Annotated in this window: 13 protein-coding genes; 3 read left to right on the top strand and 10 right to left on the bottom strand. The window is 57.6% G+C overall.

Going from position 1 to position 18,676, the window contains the following annotated elements; genetic code table 11:
- Nucleotides 1-96 precede the first annotated feature (96 nt).
- The 3 genes from P6U31_RS29415 to P6U31_RS29405 all read left to right on the top strand — a co-directional run bounded on the left by P6U31_RS29415 (nucleotide 97) and on the right by P6U31_RS29405 (nucleotide 3,956).
- On the top strand, nucleotides 97-651 hold the full coding sequence (locus P6U31_RS29415; RefSeq protein WP_407185227.1) for a hypothetical protein: 555 nt from the start codon (nucleotides 97-99) through the stop codon (nucleotides 649-651).
- Nucleotides 599-1,441: an NEL domain-containing protein gene (locus P6U31_RS29410; RefSeq protein WP_407185226.1), complete on the top strand. Its 843-nt coding sequence runs from the start codon at nucleotides 599-601 to the stop codon at nucleotides 1,439-1,441. The genes P6U31_RS29415 and P6U31_RS29410 overlap by 53 nt, the downstream gene beginning before the upstream one ends.
- A gap of 490 nt (nucleotides 1,442-1,931) precedes the next feature.
- Nucleotides 1,932-3,956: a hypothetical protein gene (locus P6U31_RS29405; protein WP_407185225.1), complete on the top strand. Its 2,025-nt coding sequence runs from the start codon at nucleotides 1,932-1,934 to the stop codon at nucleotides 3,954-3,956.
- A gap of 782 nt (nucleotides 3,957-4,738) precedes the next feature.
- On the opposite strand, the gene P6U31_RS29400 is transcribed toward P6U31_RS29405, so the two are convergent.
- From P6U31_RS29400 to P6U31_RS29355, 10 genes are all read right to left on the bottom strand, one after another.
- Nucleotides 4,739-6,079, bottom strand: coding sequence for a carbohydrate porin (locus P6U31_RS29400; RefSeq protein WP_407185224.1), 1,341 nt, complete (start codon nucleotides 6,077-6,079; stop codon nucleotides 4,739-4,741).
- A 2,129-nt stretch (nucleotides 6,080-8,208) separates the two neighbouring features.
- Complete coding sequence (hemN, locus tag P6U31_RS29395; protein ID WP_407185223.1) at nucleotides 8,209-9,546, bottom strand: oxygen-independent coproporphyrinogen III oxidase; 1,338 nt, start codon at nucleotides 9,544-9,546, stop codon at nucleotides 8,209-8,211.
- 941 nt (nucleotides 9,547-10,487) lie between these two features.
- Complete coding sequence (locus P6U31_RS29390; protein ID WP_407185222.1) at nucleotides 10,488-11,213, bottom strand: sulfite exporter TauE/SafE family protein; 726 nt, start codon at nucleotides 11,211-11,213, stop codon at nucleotides 10,488-10,490.
- 47 nt (nucleotides 11,214-11,260) lie between these two features.
- Entirely contained in the window at nucleotides 11,261-11,557 is a 297-nt protein-coding gene (locus P6U31_RS29385) for a hypothetical protein (protein WP_407185221.1), read from the bottom strand.
- A gap of 683 nt (nucleotides 11,558-12,240) precedes the next feature.
- Nucleotides 12,241-12,966 (bottom strand): outer membrane protein, encoded by a 726-nt coding sequence (locus P6U31_RS29380; RefSeq protein ID WP_407185220.1) that lies wholly within the window; start codon nucleotides 12,964-12,966, stop codon nucleotides 12,241-12,243.
- A gap of 618 nt (nucleotides 12,967-13,584) precedes the next feature.
- Nucleotides 13,585-13,830, bottom strand: a complete 246-nt coding sequence (locus P6U31_RS29375) for a hypothetical protein (protein ID WP_407185219.1) — start codon at nucleotides 13,828-13,830, stop codon at nucleotides 13,585-13,587.
- 651 nt (nucleotides 13,831-14,481) lie between these two features.
- Nucleotides 14,482-14,844 carry a NolY gene (locus P6U31_RS29370; protein ID WP_407185218.1) on the bottom strand — a complete coding sequence of 121 codons (363 nt, stop codon included), beginning with the start codon at nucleotides 14,842-14,844 and terminating at the stop codon, nucleotides 14,482-14,484.
- Nucleotides 14,845-16,042: 1,198 nt separating this feature from the next.
- A complete protein-coding gene (locus P6U31_RS29365; RefSeq protein ID WP_407189976.1) occupies nucleotides 16,043-16,612 on the bottom strand; it encodes an ABC transporter substrate-binding protein in 570 nt (189 codons plus the stop codon).
- A complete protein-coding gene (locus P6U31_RS29360) occupies nucleotides 16,528-17,019 on the bottom strand; it encodes a branched-chain amino acid ABC transporter substrate-binding protein (protein ID WP_407189975.1) in 492 nt (163 codons plus the stop codon). The genes P6U31_RS29365 and P6U31_RS29360 overlap by 85 nt, the downstream gene beginning before the upstream one ends.
- 441 nt (nucleotides 17,020-17,460) lie before the next feature.
- Nucleotides 17,461-18,174, bottom strand: a complete 714-nt coding sequence (locus P6U31_RS29355; protein WP_407189974.1) for a MerR family transcriptional regulator — start codon at nucleotides 18,172-18,174, stop codon at nucleotides 17,461-17,463.
- Nucleotides 18,175-18,676: the final 502 nt, after the last annotated feature.

The following is an 18,676-nucleotide window of genomic DNA, read 5'->3' as shown; positions in this document are numbered from 1 at the left end:
CTGCCCTGCCGCCCAGCTTGGTGGAATTGCGCGCAAGAGCACAACGAGCTCAGTAGCCTGCCCGTTGTCTTCCTGCCTGGTCTCCAGCATCTTCTCATGAGCCACAATCGCTTGACGAGTTTGCCGGACAATCTTCCGGCGACGCTCTCTGAGCTGGAGGTCGCTGACAACAGCTTGACCAGTCTGCCAGCTAACCTTCCGGCCCGGCTCCAGATCCTGAACGCAAACGACAACCATCTCACCAGCCTGCCGCAGGCTCTTCCGAGAGAGCTCACCTCGCTTGCCGTCAGCGGCAATCAGCTGACCGAACTTCCCGCGTCTCTCCCATCGTGGCTTATTGAACTCAATGTTAGCGGCAACCAATTGGCCAGCCTTCCCGATCCTCTTCCGAGCACGCTCCAAACGCTCAATGCCGGCGGTAACCAACTGACCAGCCTGCTTGAAGGTCTTCTCGAGGCGATTTTACCGTATAATAGCCGCGCCTGGAGAGTCTCGAGCTCGCCGATAACGCGCTACCTGACGATGTCCTCTCTCATCTGGCGGCGGCTGAAGGGTTACCGCAGCTTGCGCAGCTATCCCTGCACGAGGCTGCAGCACATTGCTCGCGGGCGACCCGACCGTGCTCTCCGAATGGCGGAACTTTGCCGATGAGCCGGGCGCCCAGGACTACGCAGCGTTCCTTGAGAGGCTGCGAGGCACCGTGAACTACGGCAATGACGGGTTCCGGCAGGCGGTGGCTGATGATCTGCGGCAAGCGGCCGCCAATCGGGCATTGCGGGAGCAGTTTTTTGCCCAGGCGTCTGGGGCCAACACGAGCTGCGAGGACCGCGTTACATTGCACTGGAATGGTATGCAGACCGCGCGCATCAACGCTGACGTCGAGAACGGAGTATATGACGATCGGCTTGGCGATCTGATCCAGCGCGGCCGTGTCACGTTTCGCTTGGAGACGTTGGACGAGGTTGCGCGCGACAGGATCAACTCGCTCGCAAGCAGCAATCCGAACGTAGATGACATCGAGGTCTACCTGGCCTATCAGCATCGGCTGCGCGAGCCACTGGAACTCAGTCATCTCGCCCGTGACATGCGCTTCCTGGAGGTTGCTCACGTCAGCGAGGACGATGCGACGGAAGCTCTCGACCTGGTCCTGGAGCGGAAAGCAAACCAGTTCGCCGACTACATGGCCAGCCGATGGCAACCCTGGGAGACGGTGCTGAGGCGCATCGCTCCAGACGAGCATGCGGCGATGGGAGACTGCGTGGTCGACGACATGGGCGAAGAGTTTGAAACCCGCTTGGCTAAGCGACTGGCCGAGCATAGTCTTCTAGGCGATCCAGATGCCGAGCGGGTGCTCGGAGCACAGGTTGGAAACGAGATCGCTGGCGAGATCAAAGGCGAGGTCATGCAGCGAGTGCTCGCAGAACATGGCCTTGAAGTATGAGGCCCCAAGCCGTTGTCGACATATTTTCATTGCCCTTGCGGACGTAACGAAGTCAAGGCCACGATAGCCCTTCCGATCCATATCTAAAGACGTTGTACGCCATCAATCAACGCCTTCATCAGGGCAGCTCGCTGCCAAAGTTTGATGCCGAAGTCGACAAGACTCGTTGAGTACGGTCCATTGGAGCCTGGTATCGTTAGGTGGGCCGGGCGAGAATGCTTGAACTTCGGCGCACGATCGCAGGCGAGCCCTTGTCATATCCATCCGCCGATTTGGTCAGCTTGCGAGGAAGGGCGGCAAGCCCGGATTGGCCTCGCTGGGGGCGGTGCCGGTGGTTTGGCACGCAGCAAACTCTTGATCTCGTCAGCTTTTCGAAAGCTTGCGGACATAGACAATCGAGAATCTGACTCTTGCCGAGCGCCCCGTTGGTTGGCCGTAATCAAAGCCGTTCGGATTGCTGCAGGGTCTATGCAAACATGAGGAGGGCAGGATGGATCCGGTTGACCCATTCTTTGATTCAGGCGCGTGGATGCGCGAATATGCCGCCCTTCAGGGGCGGTCTGGGGGGCGAGCGGACGGCCCACGCGAGCAGGGTGACTTTGAAGGTCGGCTGCAGGACTTGAATCTCGTTTCCCCTGACGCAAGTAACTCAACTTCGCCTGATCAACCTCGCGCAACAACTGGTCGCGCGGTCCGGCGGGACGATTTCGGCGGCTCGATGCGGCTGCCTCCGCAGTCTATTTTTAGAGAGAGCGCGCGGGGCGATGCGCGTCAGAGCACAGACATTCAGAACTTCCAGCTTCCCGCTTCGGCGCAGCCACAGGCTAGCCTGCGGGATGATCTGTTCAGCAGCGCGCGTTACAGCTTTCCAGACGCAGAGGCGGTTGCCTCGGTCAAGAGCGGAAAAAGCCGCAGCTTATGGTCACGCTTCAAGTCGGGAATCGGCAAGGCCCTTGGCGGGAGCGGGAGCGCAAAATCGTTGCGCGACCTGGACCAATCTGACGTCTTAGCGGCGAATCTACGAATTGATTACGCAAGGCAGCCGGGCCGGACGCGCGGGGTCTCTACCGCCGATGATCAGCTCATCGAAGATTTCAGAAACCAGGCCGCAGGTCATCTCAGCGACGGAACCATCAGGAATGCGGCAGCCGATTTGCGGCATTTGAGCGCGCGCCTGAGCGAGGCCGGCAGGCCCTCGATCGCCGATCGCATTCGCCGGGAATTGGAGAATGCGGAGCTGGAAAATCCTGATGTGGACAATTCCCAGCTGGAAGCCGAGCTCGATGAGGACGTTGACACTTACGCAAAGGATCGCGGCAGGCGCATCAAGGCCGCTTTGAAGAAGCTTCGCGAGGTCAGCGCCGGAAAGAGCCTGGCGGCCGACATCCGCCGGCTGGCTCCTCACGCTGAGGACGCAAATCTCATCCGCATGTGGGCTGAGGCGGACAAAGAGACACACAGGATCGAGCCAAAGACAATCGACAGGCAAACTCGCCGCATGTTCAGGCTGAGTGAGTGGCTGCAGACCCATAACAGGCAGCCGATCGCCGGCCGGCTGTCCACCCCAGGCCTCGCTCGGGATGTCGAGGAATACAAGCACGAAACGGGGGACACCAAGATCAACGCTGATCTGATGAGGCTCGGCCGTTTTCAGCAAATGCATCGGGCGAACAGGGCACTCGGGTTGGCGCCCCCTCGGGACCTTGGTCACCCTGCTGTGGAAGCTGCTCGGCAGGCCCGCTTGCCAAATGAGCTTCCCGCAACGCCGCCTACGCCGAGCGCGGGAGCGTGGGAATGGCTTGGAGAGCAAATGCATGGATCTGGTCGACAGATGCAAGAGCCCGCATCGTCGTCGTCGGTGCGGCCTTCATCGTCAAACATCTATGGCGGTCTCGGCTCCTTCGTTAATCTCGATCCACCCACACCTCTCGACTTGCGTGACGATGCGGGCTCTGCGCCTGCACCTGAATTTGCGACTGCCTCGTCCTCTGCAGGACCGCTGGGAGCGGCGCCGGATCTGCTGGACATTGGAGCGATCGTTGGCGCCAACTGGCGTCACGGCTCCCAGGCGGCTTCCGATGTGTTGATCGATGTCTTGGGCAATATCAATCTGCTGCCAAATCAGTTCGGCCCAAGTCGGTTTGCCATCAATGGAGAGCGATATTCGGCGACATTAGGACCGGGCGGTCGCAGGGATGTTCGCCTGGTTCATCACGCGCGCGCCGGCGTGATGAACGAAGCCGGGCCATCGCGGCCGCTGCATCGGCCGCCGCCGATCGTGAGCGCAAGACAAACGGCGGAAGGTCCGGTCGATCTCGGCCATCTTATCCGGGGCGGCTGGGAGCATAGGGAGCGGTTCCTGCCGCCTCACCTCGTGCGCGTTTTGGAGGGCGAGCGCATCATGCCCCAGCCCGGACGGCCGACCTATTTCGAGATCCGCGGAATACCTTACAGGGGCGAGCTGGTGGAGAGCGAAGGACGCCAGCGTGTTCGCGCCTATCCCGAACCTCGGTGAAAATGCAATGTGATTGCAATTCCAAATGCGCGTCGGGCAACTCGCGGTTCTACCACCCGGCACGCGACGGGATCTGTACCAACCGGTGCGGATTGCAGAGGTGGGGCGTGAATACGCGCCCGGATTCGACAGAGCCAGTCGATGAGAGAACCCGCCTCTCGTCAATGCACCAACCCCGATGCCATGGGGGCGGATCGATTTCGCCAAGACATTCGGTGACAAGCAAACGGTTGGCGTCCAAGACGGTGCGGGCAGGGCACAAACATTGTTTGATTCTCGGCCCTAGCTCTTGAGGTCTCTGCTCTGCGTCGAGAGCGATGTCTCCTTGGAGTTTTGCGACAGCCAACGGTCGTTGCTGATAAGAGAGCCTGCATGCTGCTTCGCCGTAACGGCAGCCATCCCGCCAAGAGCTCCCTCAGGCGGAAGATAGCAGCAGCATCCTTGGGATAAAGAGGCCGCCTGTGTCACTGCCGGCAGACTATAACACCGTTGAGGCAACCGGCATCGCTCTGCCACTTCTCCTGAAGCGGCGCTTGCGCGAGATTGTCGGTATACCTGAACGTCTTCCAGATCGTTCAGGGCGCAGTTTCGCGTCGACAAACCACGGAAATGACGCGTTCGGAACTGGGCTCTTCTAAGCACCGCCTCAGCCTTCCTGGGATCCAGATTCCCTTCCATCGCCTGTTGTCGCTGGCGCAGAGGCAGTCGGCCCTTCACAAGATCGCGCAGTCTCTAGTTCTGTGCAGCACGAGATGGTTGGATCAAAATGGCGTTCGCGATGATCAGAAGAATACCAACGTAGATATCAATAGATTGAGCGCGTGTTCAGTTTGGGGGGTGTGCGTGACGCTTGTAGGGTTGTGAATGTAAGATAGTCCGACGCCCGCATATATTCCCGGGGCAAGATGGGCGGTATAAGTTCCGGTGATTGCCGTAGTATCGCCATGCGCAAGCTGGCCTTTCGCCAGCGCAGCATCCACCGCAAATGTGCTCCACCTCGTCCTGCTAGCAACGATTGCAATCAGATCGCTGGGCCTGCTATCAAAGGTCCCTCTCGCATAAAGACGAAGCTCATAATATTGGCTGATCCTATTGAGGTCGGGCGGAAATCCCATGATGGAGAAGCCGCCATAGATGCCTCGATTCGGCGTCTCATTGACCTTACTCTGCCAGAGCTGCCTGTCCGCCGCGATGTAGTAAAAATGATTGCCGCTCTCTCTTTTTTGCTTGGGATCCACCAAACTCGCGTAGCGGCTGCTGTTGAAACCAACGCCCGCTCGCAACCAAGTGTCGGGTGCGCCTGGAGCTGCTTTGCTCCTATAGCCGGCTTCATCAATGAGAAGGATACCGGCATTGGCCGTGCTCCAGCTCAAGCCTGTGGAATTTTCTTTTATTTGCACATAAGGTCCGTCTGGACTAATCGAGCGCTGGACGGAGATCTTGTTGTACAAGCGATCGTCAAAATTGTACTTCAAGTTGACCGCCGGCGTCGGCGCAGCATTGGTGCTCATCCCCGCCTGGAACAGGGCAGACATGTTCGATCCTGTAATCCCTCCAAACAATGTGCCGGTGAACTCATTTTGGTTTCTGAGATAGCCAAGTTTGAGCTCAACGGTCCTGTCGAACAAAGTCTGGTAGTAGGCGAGCGTATTGAGACCCACTCGATCCGGACCCGAACGATCCCACGTCGAGTATTGCTGCTCGCCCCCTAAGACAATCTGTCCGTCGGAAATGCCAAATCGGCTGAGATCGTAGGTGACGATCATGAAGTTTGCCGACGCGAAGGTGGGATTCTGGCCCATATAAAGCTGATTTGCGATCGTGCTTCGGGCAGCATTTGGCAGCAGGTTGTTTGTAAAGCTGTTGTGCGTCCAACCGATGTAGCCGATGCCGATATCCGCAAGCGCCGATCTAACCCCGCCCTTGTCCTGATCAATCGTGTCCGCAGGCCCAGGTATGTTGAACCAAAGCCCTTTTTCACGCAGATTGTCGTATCTTGCGAGGGGATCGACCGTCCTTTCCGCTCTTGTCCAAACAGCTCTGCCCGCACGAACGTGCTTCTCAAAAGGCGCTCCGCCCGTTGGAGCTGGCGCTGGTGCAGGAGAGCTGATTGTCCGGCTCAACCGGAGCTTTTCAATCCGACCAGTCGCCTTTTGTTTTCTGCTGGCCTGATCTACAAGGCGGTCACTGCGAGCAACGACGCTCGGAGTTTGCGCCAGTACGGAATTATCGAACAGACCGGCCGCTAGCGAAATTGCGACGACAAGCCAACGATGTTGTACTCTCGACCTTAGACTGCAGGAATATGCCGCCGCCGCAGAGTATCTCCGCGGCACAGTCCTAAGGAAGACATCGCTCGCGGCGCACTTCGATTCCATGTCTGGCCGCCATAAATCGATTGCCTGGGCCGAATGGCTAAGACGACTCTCAGCGTCGTCGCGCCCGACGGCGAGGGATGGACTAGGTCTCGATTGTCCCGACCAGAACTCCTCACCTTGCAAGCGCTACCGGCCTGCGGGGCGATGACCAAGTCGCAACCTTGTTCAAGAATGATGATGCCGACGGGCGACCGCAGCTCATCAAAATGAAAAACGAAAGCGCCGCTCTGCCAATGGGCAAAAGCGCTGTGGTTGTTCACCTTGCCCGTCCGTGAGGAAGGCGATTTTGGCGATGAAGCCAGCGTTTGCGTCTCGTAAAGCACGAGACAATTTCCAAGTTCGGCGCGGAGCCTTTAAACTTGCCCATCCGGAAAACTCCGCACAAGGCTTAACCTGCTAGCCAGGACACAGGCAGGACCAGCCTCAGAGCAGCTTTTTCCGCCAACCAGCGGCAGGTTGCTGCCTCTGCCAATTCCGTTGTTACTGCAGAATCTGCGTTCCATCCGATTCCTCAAGGTGACCTGCGTTGTTGGCCACGCTTGGCATTAGCCGCCGCCTCGAACAACCCGCCGGAATTGGTAGTGCACGGGCTCTCTGAATGATGAGAGAATGCTGCTCCATTGCCAACGGGCGCGATAAGGCCGCGAGAGTCTCGTTTCGAAGACGAGCGACCAACCATCGAGTTGCTCAAGTGGGTGACATGGACGCAGGGGAGTTGATCGGGAGGTGGCCAGGATTTCTGATGATGAACGCTGGCAGCTCTTACGCGCGTCATCGTCTCAGGCTGTTGATCGACAAAGAGGCCTGCCGGAACGGGATATTAAGTGAGGAACAATGGAGTTGATTGACGCAGCAGCCCCTTCAGACAGGGGGGCGCTCTTGCAAAGGCCGACACGGAGTCTTGCGGTGCTCTTCGCGATGCCGCTTCTTCTCGTGGGCTTGTGTGCGTCCGGCGCCTGGCTTTGGGCTAACCTCGAACAGTCTGCCGCGATGCCGGAAGCCCAAGATGTCGCTTCAACGACGAACCCTTCGTCAGGGGACACGGGGCTTCTGACGGAGATAAGGTGGGGGCAGCAGAAAGCAGATGATAAAATCTTGGAGCTCGACCGCCGGCTCGATGCCCTGCGCGAGGACCTGAAGGGAATCCAGAATGGAATAACCATCCTGACCTCGCGACTTGACTCGCTGCAGAGCTTGACGCCTCTGCCGTCTGCTGTTCCCGCACCTCCTTTGCCGCTGGGGCGGGGTGTTTCGAGCAGCAACACGAAGCGCCTCGACCGGTCCAAACCAGAAGGACCGGTTTCCGTCGGCGGAGCGCCAGTGGTCGCAGGATCGAAAAAGGCTGGGTCTTAGGTCGAGACTGCCGTAGGTCTTCCTGGGTCTCCTGCAGCGAGGCGAACCATTGCTTCGCAAAGCGGCTCCCTCGCAAAACAGCCTAAGCTTATGCTGTGGCCGCCCATGAGCGAGACTTTTGACGAGGTGCTCATCGTAACGAGATCGCGGTCGGATCCGCTGAGCTGCGCTTTCGATCATCTTCCTCGGCTACAAGCGGTCGGGACTATGACCCACCAAGTGGCCGTCACGTCCGCTGCATTCGCGATGAACCTTGCGGGTCCGTAAAACTCTCTTGCGTAAGAGGTTCAATATTGCGGCAGTCTGCAAATAAAGGGAAATCATTCTGCGAGTTAACGGGTAACTTACTCGTTTGTTTCTTCCGGTCGACGATCTGAGAGACACGGCTGACCCGTCATCAGCGCTTGCCAATCTCGAGGCCATAGCTGAAAGCCCATCCCGCTGTTTCTGGCGATCTGACTGGACGCGCTTCTTCGGATCGTTCCATCGAACAAAAGGCTCCGGTCTGCTTGATGGGAAGTTTAGCTATAAGGAATGCGATCCAGATAAGTATCGAATGCGGCAGCAACTGCACGAATGAGCAACCGATGTTGCTGCTTAACCCGGATAACACCCTCTTCAATGTCAACTATCCCATCTTCGGTAAGCATCCCAAGGCGGCCCGCAGTATCTAGGAGAGGAATCGGGTCAAATCCGTGAGCAGCACAGATCGCGGGCATGTCGGCCTCTAAATCGCACATCAGACGCTCTATGATTGCGGCGCGAAGTCGGTCTTCGGAGGACAGAAAATAGCCTTTTGAGGTCGCCAGGCGCCCGGCGCGGATGTGCTCGTGATAAGACGTGGTTGCAGTCTCGTTTTGAACGTAACCCTCACGCAACCGGCCGATCGCCGACGGACCCAAGCCGATGATGGTCTTGCAAGTATCCGCCGAATAACCGAGGGAGTTGCGACGCAATCGACCGGCTTTCTGCGCCAGCGCGAGTTCATCGTCAGGCAGCGCAAAATGGTCGAGCCCGATCGGGCGGTAGCCGGCCGTGACTAGTGTATCTGCAATGGCCGCGGCTTGCTCGGCACGGGCGATATGATCCGGCAATGCCGTCTCATCGATATGGTGTTGACGTTTCATATAGGAAGGGACGTGAGCATAGCCGAAGACCGCAAGCCGGTCTGGCCGCATCGCCAGCGCTGTCCGCGAGGAATCGACGCAGGAGCGCACCGTCTGATGCGGTAACCCGAAGAGAAGGTCGAAATTGATGTGTCTTATCCCATGCTGGCGTAGACTCTCGACGACCGAAGCCGTCAGTTCTTCGCTCTGCACGCGGTTGACAGACTTTTGAACCACCGGATCAAAGCTTTGCACGCCGATGCTCGCGCGGCCGACGCCGGCCGTTTGCAAAGTTTCGACCATCTCGGCCGTGAGTCCACGCGGATCAATCTCGATGGCGATGGACGTAGACTTGCTGAACTCAAAGCGGTGGCGCAGAAGCTCCATCAAAGCGAGAAAATCGCCGGGTGCAATGATGGTCGGCGTGCCACCCCCGAAATGCACGTCGCTCACCGGCAGAGCGTGCGCGACTTGCTCTGCGACCAAACCTATCTCGTCCCGCAATACTGCGAGATACTCGCGAACCCGTCGCTTGCTGCGAGTAAGGCTCGTATGGAAGCCGCAATACCAACATATTGAGCGACAAAAGGGAACGTGGATGTAGAGCGATGCGGGCGCGTCGGCTGGCAGCTGAGACAGCCATGACGAACAAGTCTTGGCTCCGACCGTCGCGGAAAACTCTCTGACGGTCGGATAAATGGTGTACCAAGGCAGGCGAGGATCGCAATACTTGTTCAGAAGAGAGATCTGCAAGTCCGAACCGTCCCATACTCAAACAGGATTAGGCTGACAGAGGCGCGCCCTAACGTCTTTGCGTTAGGTCAAACCTGGCTCATGTTTCTGAAGCCTGGTGCCGCTTTCAATATCCTGCCTACGCGTGTTGGGGCAGGGTGAAGAAGAGCCGCTCGTTGAGAATTCATGGTTTCAGCATTGGCCGACGGCCAGACATGCTCGAAGCACGGACACGGAGGTCTTATCAGAAACAGCAGAGTGGCCGCGAGACCTTCAACACGTCCTTCCATGCCGATTTCGTTGTTTGGAAACGTTCGATGCGTGCCGCGGTTTGAACCCGCCTGACATAGAAAGACAAATTGCGGGCTACCCGGGAGCGCGGGGAGCGGAATGGCGCAACATGACGCAACGTGCGATTGGCGTCGTTGGCATAGTTGGCTAAAGCAGGTGTGATCTCGCGTATCGACTCATAAGCCTCAATTCCGCCACGCCGATCGTTTCATTGCTACGAGCATCATCACGGATGTACTGATGATGTTGGGGCGACCCCAGCGCACTTTCAGCCGATCGGCGAAGTGCGTCGGGGCGCCTTGGTTCAGGGCGGCGTCTCGCGCCTGTCCGATGCGGCGCATAGACCCACAACGACTCTGGACGTCTTGAATTGTGGCAAGGGAAATCTGTGCGCGACACCATTCGCAATACGTCTATTCCACGCCTCGAGCTAAGGTGTGTTCGTCTTGACAACGCCTTTGCAGTTATCCGCTGCAAAACCTGCAGTCATGTTCGCTGAGGTGAAACCACCTTAAGCTATTGCCGTTCTACACGGGCATCTTTCATACCCGCGCTCGTCGGTTTTAGGAGTTAGGCAAGGAAGCTCGGACCGAAATCTAAGCTGCAGCCCACTACGTTGCCTTCCGATCCTGACGCGCTGGATCTCGTGCCGAGCCCATCAAAAACCAAGTTCAGACTTTCAAGCCAAAAACCAATTGGATGCCAGCGAAGACCAGGAGCGCCACGAGAACGAATCTAGTGCATGTCGGGTTCAGCCATTTCAGGCCGATAATCGTTCCAGCGACCGCCCCTGACAGTGCGGAGATCGCGTAAAGGATCAAAGCCGGAGAAGGAATTTGCCCGGTAAAAAGAGATCCGACGAAGCCGACTGCTGAATTGGCCAATATAAAAGGCGGTGATAGCGCCACGGCCTGCTTCGCTGATGCCCAATTCAGTGCGACGAGCGTCGGGGCGAGGAACACTCCGCCGCCCACACCGGTCAGGCCGGAAACGAGTCCAAGGATCGCGCCAATACTTACGCTTGCCCACAGCGGAGGTTCGCAAGCGCGGTCGGCACCTCCTCTTCGCTGCATGATTATCCCTGCGCTTGCCAGAAGAAGTACGAGCCCCGTCAGTGTTTTGTACGTGGGCTCCCCGAGGACAATCAAGCCGCCGGCAAGCGAAGCTGGTAGGGACGAAAAGAGAAGTGGGCGCAGGATTGACCACTCAACAATCTTGTTGCGATTGAAGAGCCACGTCGAATAAGTCGCGACAATAATGTTAAGACCAAGTGCCGTCGGGCGCATCTCTGTCGACGACATGCCAGAAAATGCCATCAGCGAGAGGAATGCAGTGCCACCAGCCTGGCCGACGCTCGTATAGAGCAGTGAAATGATCGCGATGAGCAGGCAAACCATGCTTCACCGATTTTGGCGGCGATGGTCGCCTTCTTCCACCATGCTCATCATATTTCATTCATGAGAAACGGCCCATTTGTGTTCTGCTCGATGGGATCCAGCGTGGCTTCGCCGAAACGCTCAGCGGACTGCAATTGGTTCAAGTGGCTCGAGAAGTACCAATTGTGGATCTCCCGATCAATTGCCGAAATTGGTACTTGACCAGGTCGCAACATGCCTTTGAGGCCTGAAAGGCGGCTCTTGATGTGGCCAAACCGAGCCGCGGAGGCGAATTCCACCTCTCGACGTAGCTCACCTTGCGTCGCTGCTGGTAATGATCCTGTCGCGTTTCCCTCAAATGTCATGAATGCGTCGAGGTACTAGCCTCGCAACAAACCGTGCGCGTTCGGAACGAGTTCTGCCGCTAGAATTAGCGAAACCCAGAGTTGGTATCGCATTTGCTGGTCCGGCCGAAATCGTCTCCCCTGCTGGAGAAGCGCATGCAAAGTGTCCTCCGCGTCAAGCAGATCTCGCGGGTACCGCTTGCTCCTATTACGTCCCGGAACAGGCCGGTTCCTAAGCGCTCGGTCCTGTTGCGCTTTTTCTGCCGGGCGAAGTCGTGGGGACACCTGACGATGATGCGAAGAAAATGTCATCTGACTTGGCTGTTTCGCGTTGCCCGTCGATTTCGTCCCCGACGCCGCCGTAGTGCGGAGGATGAGCGACCTGATAGTGATGGCGAGTCGCGATCGAGGTAGAAGAGCTGATGTGCCTGTTATCCTTTTGTCAGCAAGGTCTTAATAGCGAAGGGGGGCAGATTTGGCCATCTCAGGCTGGCCGAGCTGTTCTCAGACCGCCTCAACCGACGCCGTGTGGAATCGACTAATTGGCTTGTGACTCGGCGCGGCGGCCTCGCTTTAGCAAGCGGGTGATACTTTACTTAAACCAGTTTGCACTTGAGGCGTCGAAACTTTGGGCGGAGAGGAATTTGCGCAAAGAACCCCGGCCGCGGGCCGGGGCTCCGATTCATGCGAGAGCGTGGAGATCGCTATCGGGCAAACGGCGAGCCAAATTTGTAGTTAAGCCGAGCCGTGATGAGATCGACGTCCTGATGCACGCGGTCTGCGCCAAGGGCGGCTGGGAAGCTGATGTTGCTACGCTGCATGAACAAGTGGTTATACTCGACGCCAGCTGACCAGTTCGGCGTGAGGCTGACTTCGGCACCGGCGCCCAGCACGCCTCCCCAACGCACATCATTGTTTGTCCCAACCTCCGCGCCAGTTGCCACCGTGCTGATGCGATAAGTGTTGCTGGTCAACGCAGCACCGCCCTTGCCGTAAAGGAGCACGGCACTGTATGCGTATCCGATGTGGCCAGTGAGTAGACCAAATGCATCTGTCGTGGTGCCGTTGGTGTCTGCCGGGAAGGCGGTGCTGACATTGGAGCCTTTGAAGTCAGCCCAGTTGCCCTGACCTTCGATGCCGTAGACCATGTTGAAGACTTGCCAACGATAGCCGATCTGACCGCCAAAGGTGCCGCCAGCCGAATCATGGCAGCCCTCGGAAGTGACGCCATTGAAATCCCAGCAATTGCGGCTCGTTCCCCAGCCGCCATTGACGCCGAGATAGTATCCGGACCAATCGATGATTGGGACAGCGGCCGGCAGCGGCGCCGCCTTGACCTTGACCGGCTGCTCGGCCAAGTCCGCGCCGAATGAGGGGGTGACCGCCCCAAGTGCGGCGATGCTGGCAGTCAGAATGAGAATCTTTTTCATCAGAGTGTCGTTTCCTTTCGGTGCCCCCAGCACCGTGCGTTTAGCAACGTGAACGGGAATTGCTGTAACTGGCGCACAACATGGCTCGAAAAGAAATGTGTTCAATCGCACGCGACGTCAGATTGCGCGGCGCGTGCCCCGCCGCCAGCTCGCTTCTGCCGTGACGCTACGGCTTCGCAGTGGCCCTCTCACCGACTTTTGTTGATAAAAACCGTCTATGATGGTCTGCAACGGAGCGCCGAGATGTCTGGCCTCACCGCTCTCCAACGGACGCTGACAGGCCGCGCCTAAAATGCTGGCTCAAAATGCGAGTACGTCTTTGGATGTGCAAGGCTGTGTCAAACTCAAGTCAGGATAAAAGTGCTGATCGGCCTTCTGAGCCAATTCAAACTCGTGGCCGCGCGTCTCATCGCTGATTTGAACCTGCATTCCGCTCAAGGGTCTCCGGTCGGCCGATCGGCGAAAAGCGGGTTACAGCTTGAAGGGAACGTTCTCAACAACGAAGGTGCATTTCAGTAGAGGAAACTCTGCTCGATCCGAGCCGACCCGTTTGTCCTGCCGTGGCGCCGAAGTGCGTTAATGACGTCAAAAGGCACACAACACGACAGTACAAGCGCTTTACTGCCGGGTCGACGGGGCCAATTCGGCCCGTAAGTTGCGTATCGCCTCGTTTGCCAGATTCAGAGTATTCCGCTCGCCCGTTTTTATCGAACATTCGAGGTGAGTGCGCAATCGGCTATGAAGAACGGCCTTGAGATGATGTGCGAGCAATGGGTCTGCCTCGACAAAGCTCCAGGCCTTGTCAAATGCGGCGCTCACGACGAGGTCTGGCACCTGCTCCTTCTCGGAAAAGAACTGATCCATCTCAAGTACTCCTGGACATCCCAAAACAAAGCAAACCGAGATTCTGCGGCGTGCTTCAGCCAGCAGGATTTGAACCCTGCGAATCTTCTATCGGATTGCTCTCGGTGGTTCGCCAGAATATATACGTGCTTGTTGAAAGTCCGATGACCCGGGCGTGGCATTGTCACGCGCATTTGGCATGGTTCGGAAAAATAGTAAAATGGTACGGATCGTCGCTCCCTTCTCCTCACGGTTGACATCGGTCTAAATCACGAGATGTGCCGCTCTTGAAACAGGAAGTTCGACGAGAAGCGGAAGCGGCGAAAGCGGAGTGTGCTGAGAAAGACCCTGGCCCATCACCGCTGGAGGCAAAGAAGTGTCTCAAAACGTAGCCGCGCTCGGTAATAGCCGCGGTGGGACCACGTGAGCTGTTACGGATGCGACATGTCGGCTTTCTGGCAAATAGCCTGTCATTCCGTTACGTCACCCCGTGTATGGCTTGCCGCTCGGAGTGTGCGCTTCTCTTCCAGGTCAGTGGCCTTAGCCAGGGAGCAAGGTGCAACGCTGGTAGCGCAACGGCTTCTTTGCATGTGCCAAAGTGTGGCCGTGCGTGACGGGCTGGAGGCACGGAGGACGCTGGCAAGTCGGCGCCGGGCAAACGCAGGTGAAATCTCATTCCACTGCCGCACGTGAAAAAATGAGCTTGGCAATCGTCATTCGATTGGCTGAAGTTCGCAGCGTTTCTGGTAAAGCCGCCACAGTCTGATCATAAAGGCGTCCCAAAATTCGGAGATCCTCGGGGTAGTAAACGCCACCGACTTGCGACAGTCGCATTCGTCCAGCGCTGGTCTTGGCATCGCCAAGCTGGACCAGCTCTTGCTCCGCCGTAATCATTTGGCCTATGAGCGCGTTGAGCAGCCGGACCGCTTCGAGTTCGTTGCCTTCTTCCCGCATGAGTGCTGCAATGATGTCGAGTTGAAGGTCGATGCGATCCTCGAGATACTGGATGCGTGAATTGGAAGGATCAAGTTCCATGGTATTTCTCCAAAGTAGCGAATGCAACACAGGCTGAGCAAAGGTACCGCTTCGCGTTCGCCAAATGGCGCACGCTTCCCGGGGCGAGTGACGGCTGCGCGAGAGGTGCAGCAATTTCCGGGAAGCTGGCACGCAAGTGCCGCGAAAGATTTGCAAAAGCGCAAAGCGCGCCTGGCGAGGAACGAACAATGATGGAGATGGCGAGGGAGGTGAACGAATGGTCGAACCGTCCAGCGCGCTGGACGAATGCGTAAAATCTGTTCGGCGCCACGCATCAGATTGTGCCGCTTTGGCCGCAGGCTGCGCTGACGGCGACGAATGTTTGACGCTATCGCCATGGTCGGAGCTAAGAATCCGGCCCCCCTCGATGCAGAGGGCAGTTCGTCTGACATAGCTCTATGCTGCGGAGCATTTACCATTGCCGCACAGTTTATGTGAGAGCTGACGTCTTAAGGTCATCAAATATCATGCCAAAGGGCGGCGCCGATCTAACGGCTTGCACCGCAGACCGCCATTTGGCCTTCGCACTGCATTCGTCAACCGCGTAAATCGCTGCCAAACAATGTTTGACGGAGCCGTGACAGAGGCGAGCTGCAGGGCGACAGAGCTGAAAAGGATCCATAAACATGCGCATTCGTGAACTGTGCTTTCCGTAAGCCGGCGGCCGACTTATGCGGCCTAGGGCTGGAACTAGTAAAATCGAAAGTGTTGATGGGATGCATCCAGTTCGTTGATAGCGCAGGCGAGCAATATCGCTGGCCTCATCGTGACCCCGATAATTGGTCGCCACTGCGGTCTAGCTCCGGTGATCGGAGAGGATGTCAGGCAGGCTGCTGATCAGCTGATGATCGGCCATGATGAGGGGCACGAAGTAGCAGCGCGAACAGCTTTCACCTGGGCTTCATTCCCAGGGTCTTCGCAAACCGAAGAAAGCGATGCGGAATCTCGACGCCTGTCCATCCGCTCGCTCCAAGTGTCAGCACGATGGACCGGGCAAGGCGTTGCTATTTGTCTATCATCGGACGGAGCAGCTCGGTCAGATGCAAGCTCGGCAGCTCTGCGAGCGCTGCAGCGAACGCGAAAAAAGCGCCGAAAGCAGCAAGTATGATGCAACTAGCGAGTATCGCTGCGAAGACCGTCTGACGGCGTCTCATCATTCGTGATCGCTTGCGTTCGCGGAAGTGGCGGTGCATACGAATTATGGCTCCTTGACGCGTTCAACCTGGCCGTTGTGCCAGCGGTAAACCAGAAATCCAGAAGCCGAGTTGTCGCCTTTTCCGTCAAATCTAACCTTGCCAATCACCGTGTCGATCGGCTTTGAGCGAAGTGCGCTAGGGACCAGCAAAGGATCGAAGGAGCCGCTGCGCTTCGCCGCCTCTGCCCAGGCTTGCACAGCTGCGTAAGCGTATAGCGTGTAGCCTTCGGCGGACCGGCCTGAAGCTTTGAGTGCGGCGACCAGGCCGGTCACCGAGGCATTCCTGGCGGGGTCAACCATGAAAGTGAACAATGTGCCATTTCCGGCGCTACCGGTTATGGCCCAGAATTCTGAGGTCATGAGCGGATCATTGGCCATGACGATGACGTTGGCTTTCGCTTCCGACGCCTGGCGGACAATTAAGCTTATTTCGGTGTGATAGCCGCCAATATAGGCAATACGTACCTGCTCCTTCTTCATTCTAGAAATCAACGCTCTGAAGTCCTTTTCACCGGCGAGGTAGCTTTGCCGAGTGACCCGTCGCCCGAATCGATGAAGCTGGGCTTCAACCACGTCGGCAACACCCTTACCAGCCGTGCTCTTGTCGTCGAGCACCGCAATGTTATCGTTGGATGGTTTGCATAAATGTACTCGGCGGCAAGGATCCCCTGTTGGTCATCGCGGCCGCAGATCCGAAAGACAGTCTGAAGCCCGCGCTCGGTCAGACGAGGGCTTGACGAGCCCGGCGACACCTGAACGATCCCCGCTTCAGCGTAGATGTCGGAGGCTGCGATCGACGAAGCGGAACAGAAATGGCCAACTACCAACAGAACCCGCTCGGTCGCCAGCTTGTTCGCGACTTCTACAGCTTGCCTCGGGTCGCAGCCGTCGTCGGCAACACTCAGTACGACCTTGGCGTGATCGGGAAGCAGGCCCGAAGCGTTTATGACCTCAACTGCAGCCGCCGCACCATCGCGCATCTGCGCGCCAAACGTTGCGCTGCTTCCGGTCATTGGGCCAGCAATGGCTATCCGCAGTTCAGAACCGCGCGTAAAGAGAACGAAGAGTGCAAAAGAGAAGCGCTGCACTTGCCCCAGAGATAGCCCGTATACTTATCATGCCGATGGTCATCTGAAGTAAAACCGCTAGAAATTGCGATAGGATGGCTGCTGGTTCGGCAAGCGCTCGCTACTTCGAACGTGCGCTCGACGAGCGTCCACCGGCGGCAAGGTCTACAATGTGACGTTAGGTGCGGATCAAGCCCTTTTGGGTCGGGCCATGTATGCGTCATGAATGCGGATCCACGGACAGATTGCATCTGTCGGCTCGATGCAAGCTCACAGTCCTACCAAGAGCGCTGCCAGCAATCCTGCCGCGTTTGAGCTTGCCTTAGCTCTCGGATGAAAGCGGAGACGAATGCATCAGGACGGCTGATCCTCTAGTCCGCCAAGGGCGAGATCGAGATATTGCATCAGGCAGGGATCCCAGCCCGCCAGGCTGCGGGGAGCACTTAACCGTGCGAGCACTGTCAGGATCATCGAAACGCGTGTATCGGCGCCGGCGATTTCGCCGATCAGCAGGCGCGCAGCCGTGGCAACAGCCTTTGCACGCTCGCCGCACGGCTCCTCACCTTCATCCATGCATGCGCGGAGGTCATCGCGGATACGTCGCCAACGATCCTCGCGCTCCGCAGCAAGATTGCAGATGCACGGCGGCGTCCCACCACGTGGCGCGACCCGCGCCATTGCATTCAGCGTCGCAGGTAGTTCATCCACGCTGACGTGCGCCTCGCCATCGATGGTCATGTTACGTAAGCGGTCGCGCAACTGAGTGGCTCGCGCAACTTGAATCTCTATTCGCTCTAGGTGTTTGCGCAAAAGGTCCGTGAGTGAGGTCGTGCCCTCCATCGCTTTACGGATCTCGATCAGTGAGAAACCAAGCTCACGCAACGCGCGAATCTGATGAACCCGCTGCACGCTTTCGCGGTCGTACATCCGGTGGCCACCTTCGGTACGCGCAGTGGCTGCCAGGAGCCCAGTGTGCTCATAGTGGTGCAGCGTGCGCACCGTTACTCCGGTCGCATCTGCAAGTTCGCCAATGCGCCATTGACGCCTTCTTGGTGCAGCTCTGTTCATGTTGTTCAATTTCAAAGCCTACAACCTGACGCCACGTATGATTCAAGCGGCTTTCTAAATGACCAGCCAAATCGTCTTCCATTGCAGCCCGCGAGTGGTGACTAACCTTAAGAGAGCCGCCGATCAACCCTCGGGGGTAAGAGCCATGAGCAAGTTCAACAAGCGAGCTAATTGAGTCTCGCCAGCCGTCGATCGCTGCAAGATGACTTTGGCGATCGCTGTGCGATTTTCATCACTCCGCATCGATGGAGGTAGCGCGTCAACTGCGCCGTCATAAACTCGTCCGAGGGTTAAAAGCTCTTCCGGATCGAAGACCCCGCTGCAATGCGTCAACGTTCAGCTCCTTGTTTGAAAGCGTCAAGCGTAGCGCACGTCAGCAAGACGTTTGGCTGCGGTAGGGCCAAAACAAGTCATACCTGCGGCAACAGCGATGAAGCGTCGATGTTCTGCTGGGTGATGCCACAACGCCACATGCCTGCGCGGCGCTTTCTCGCCGGCCCGG

This window comes from Bradyrhizobium centrosematis, assembly GCF_045571495.1.
GTDB classification, from domain to species: domain Bacteria; phylum Pseudomonadota; class Alphaproteobacteria; order Rhizobiales; family Xanthobacteraceae; genus Bradyrhizobium; species Bradyrhizobium centrosematis.
The sequence above is the reverse complement of the archived record's forward strand: the minus strand, read 5'-3'. Positions and strand labels throughout refer to the sequence as shown.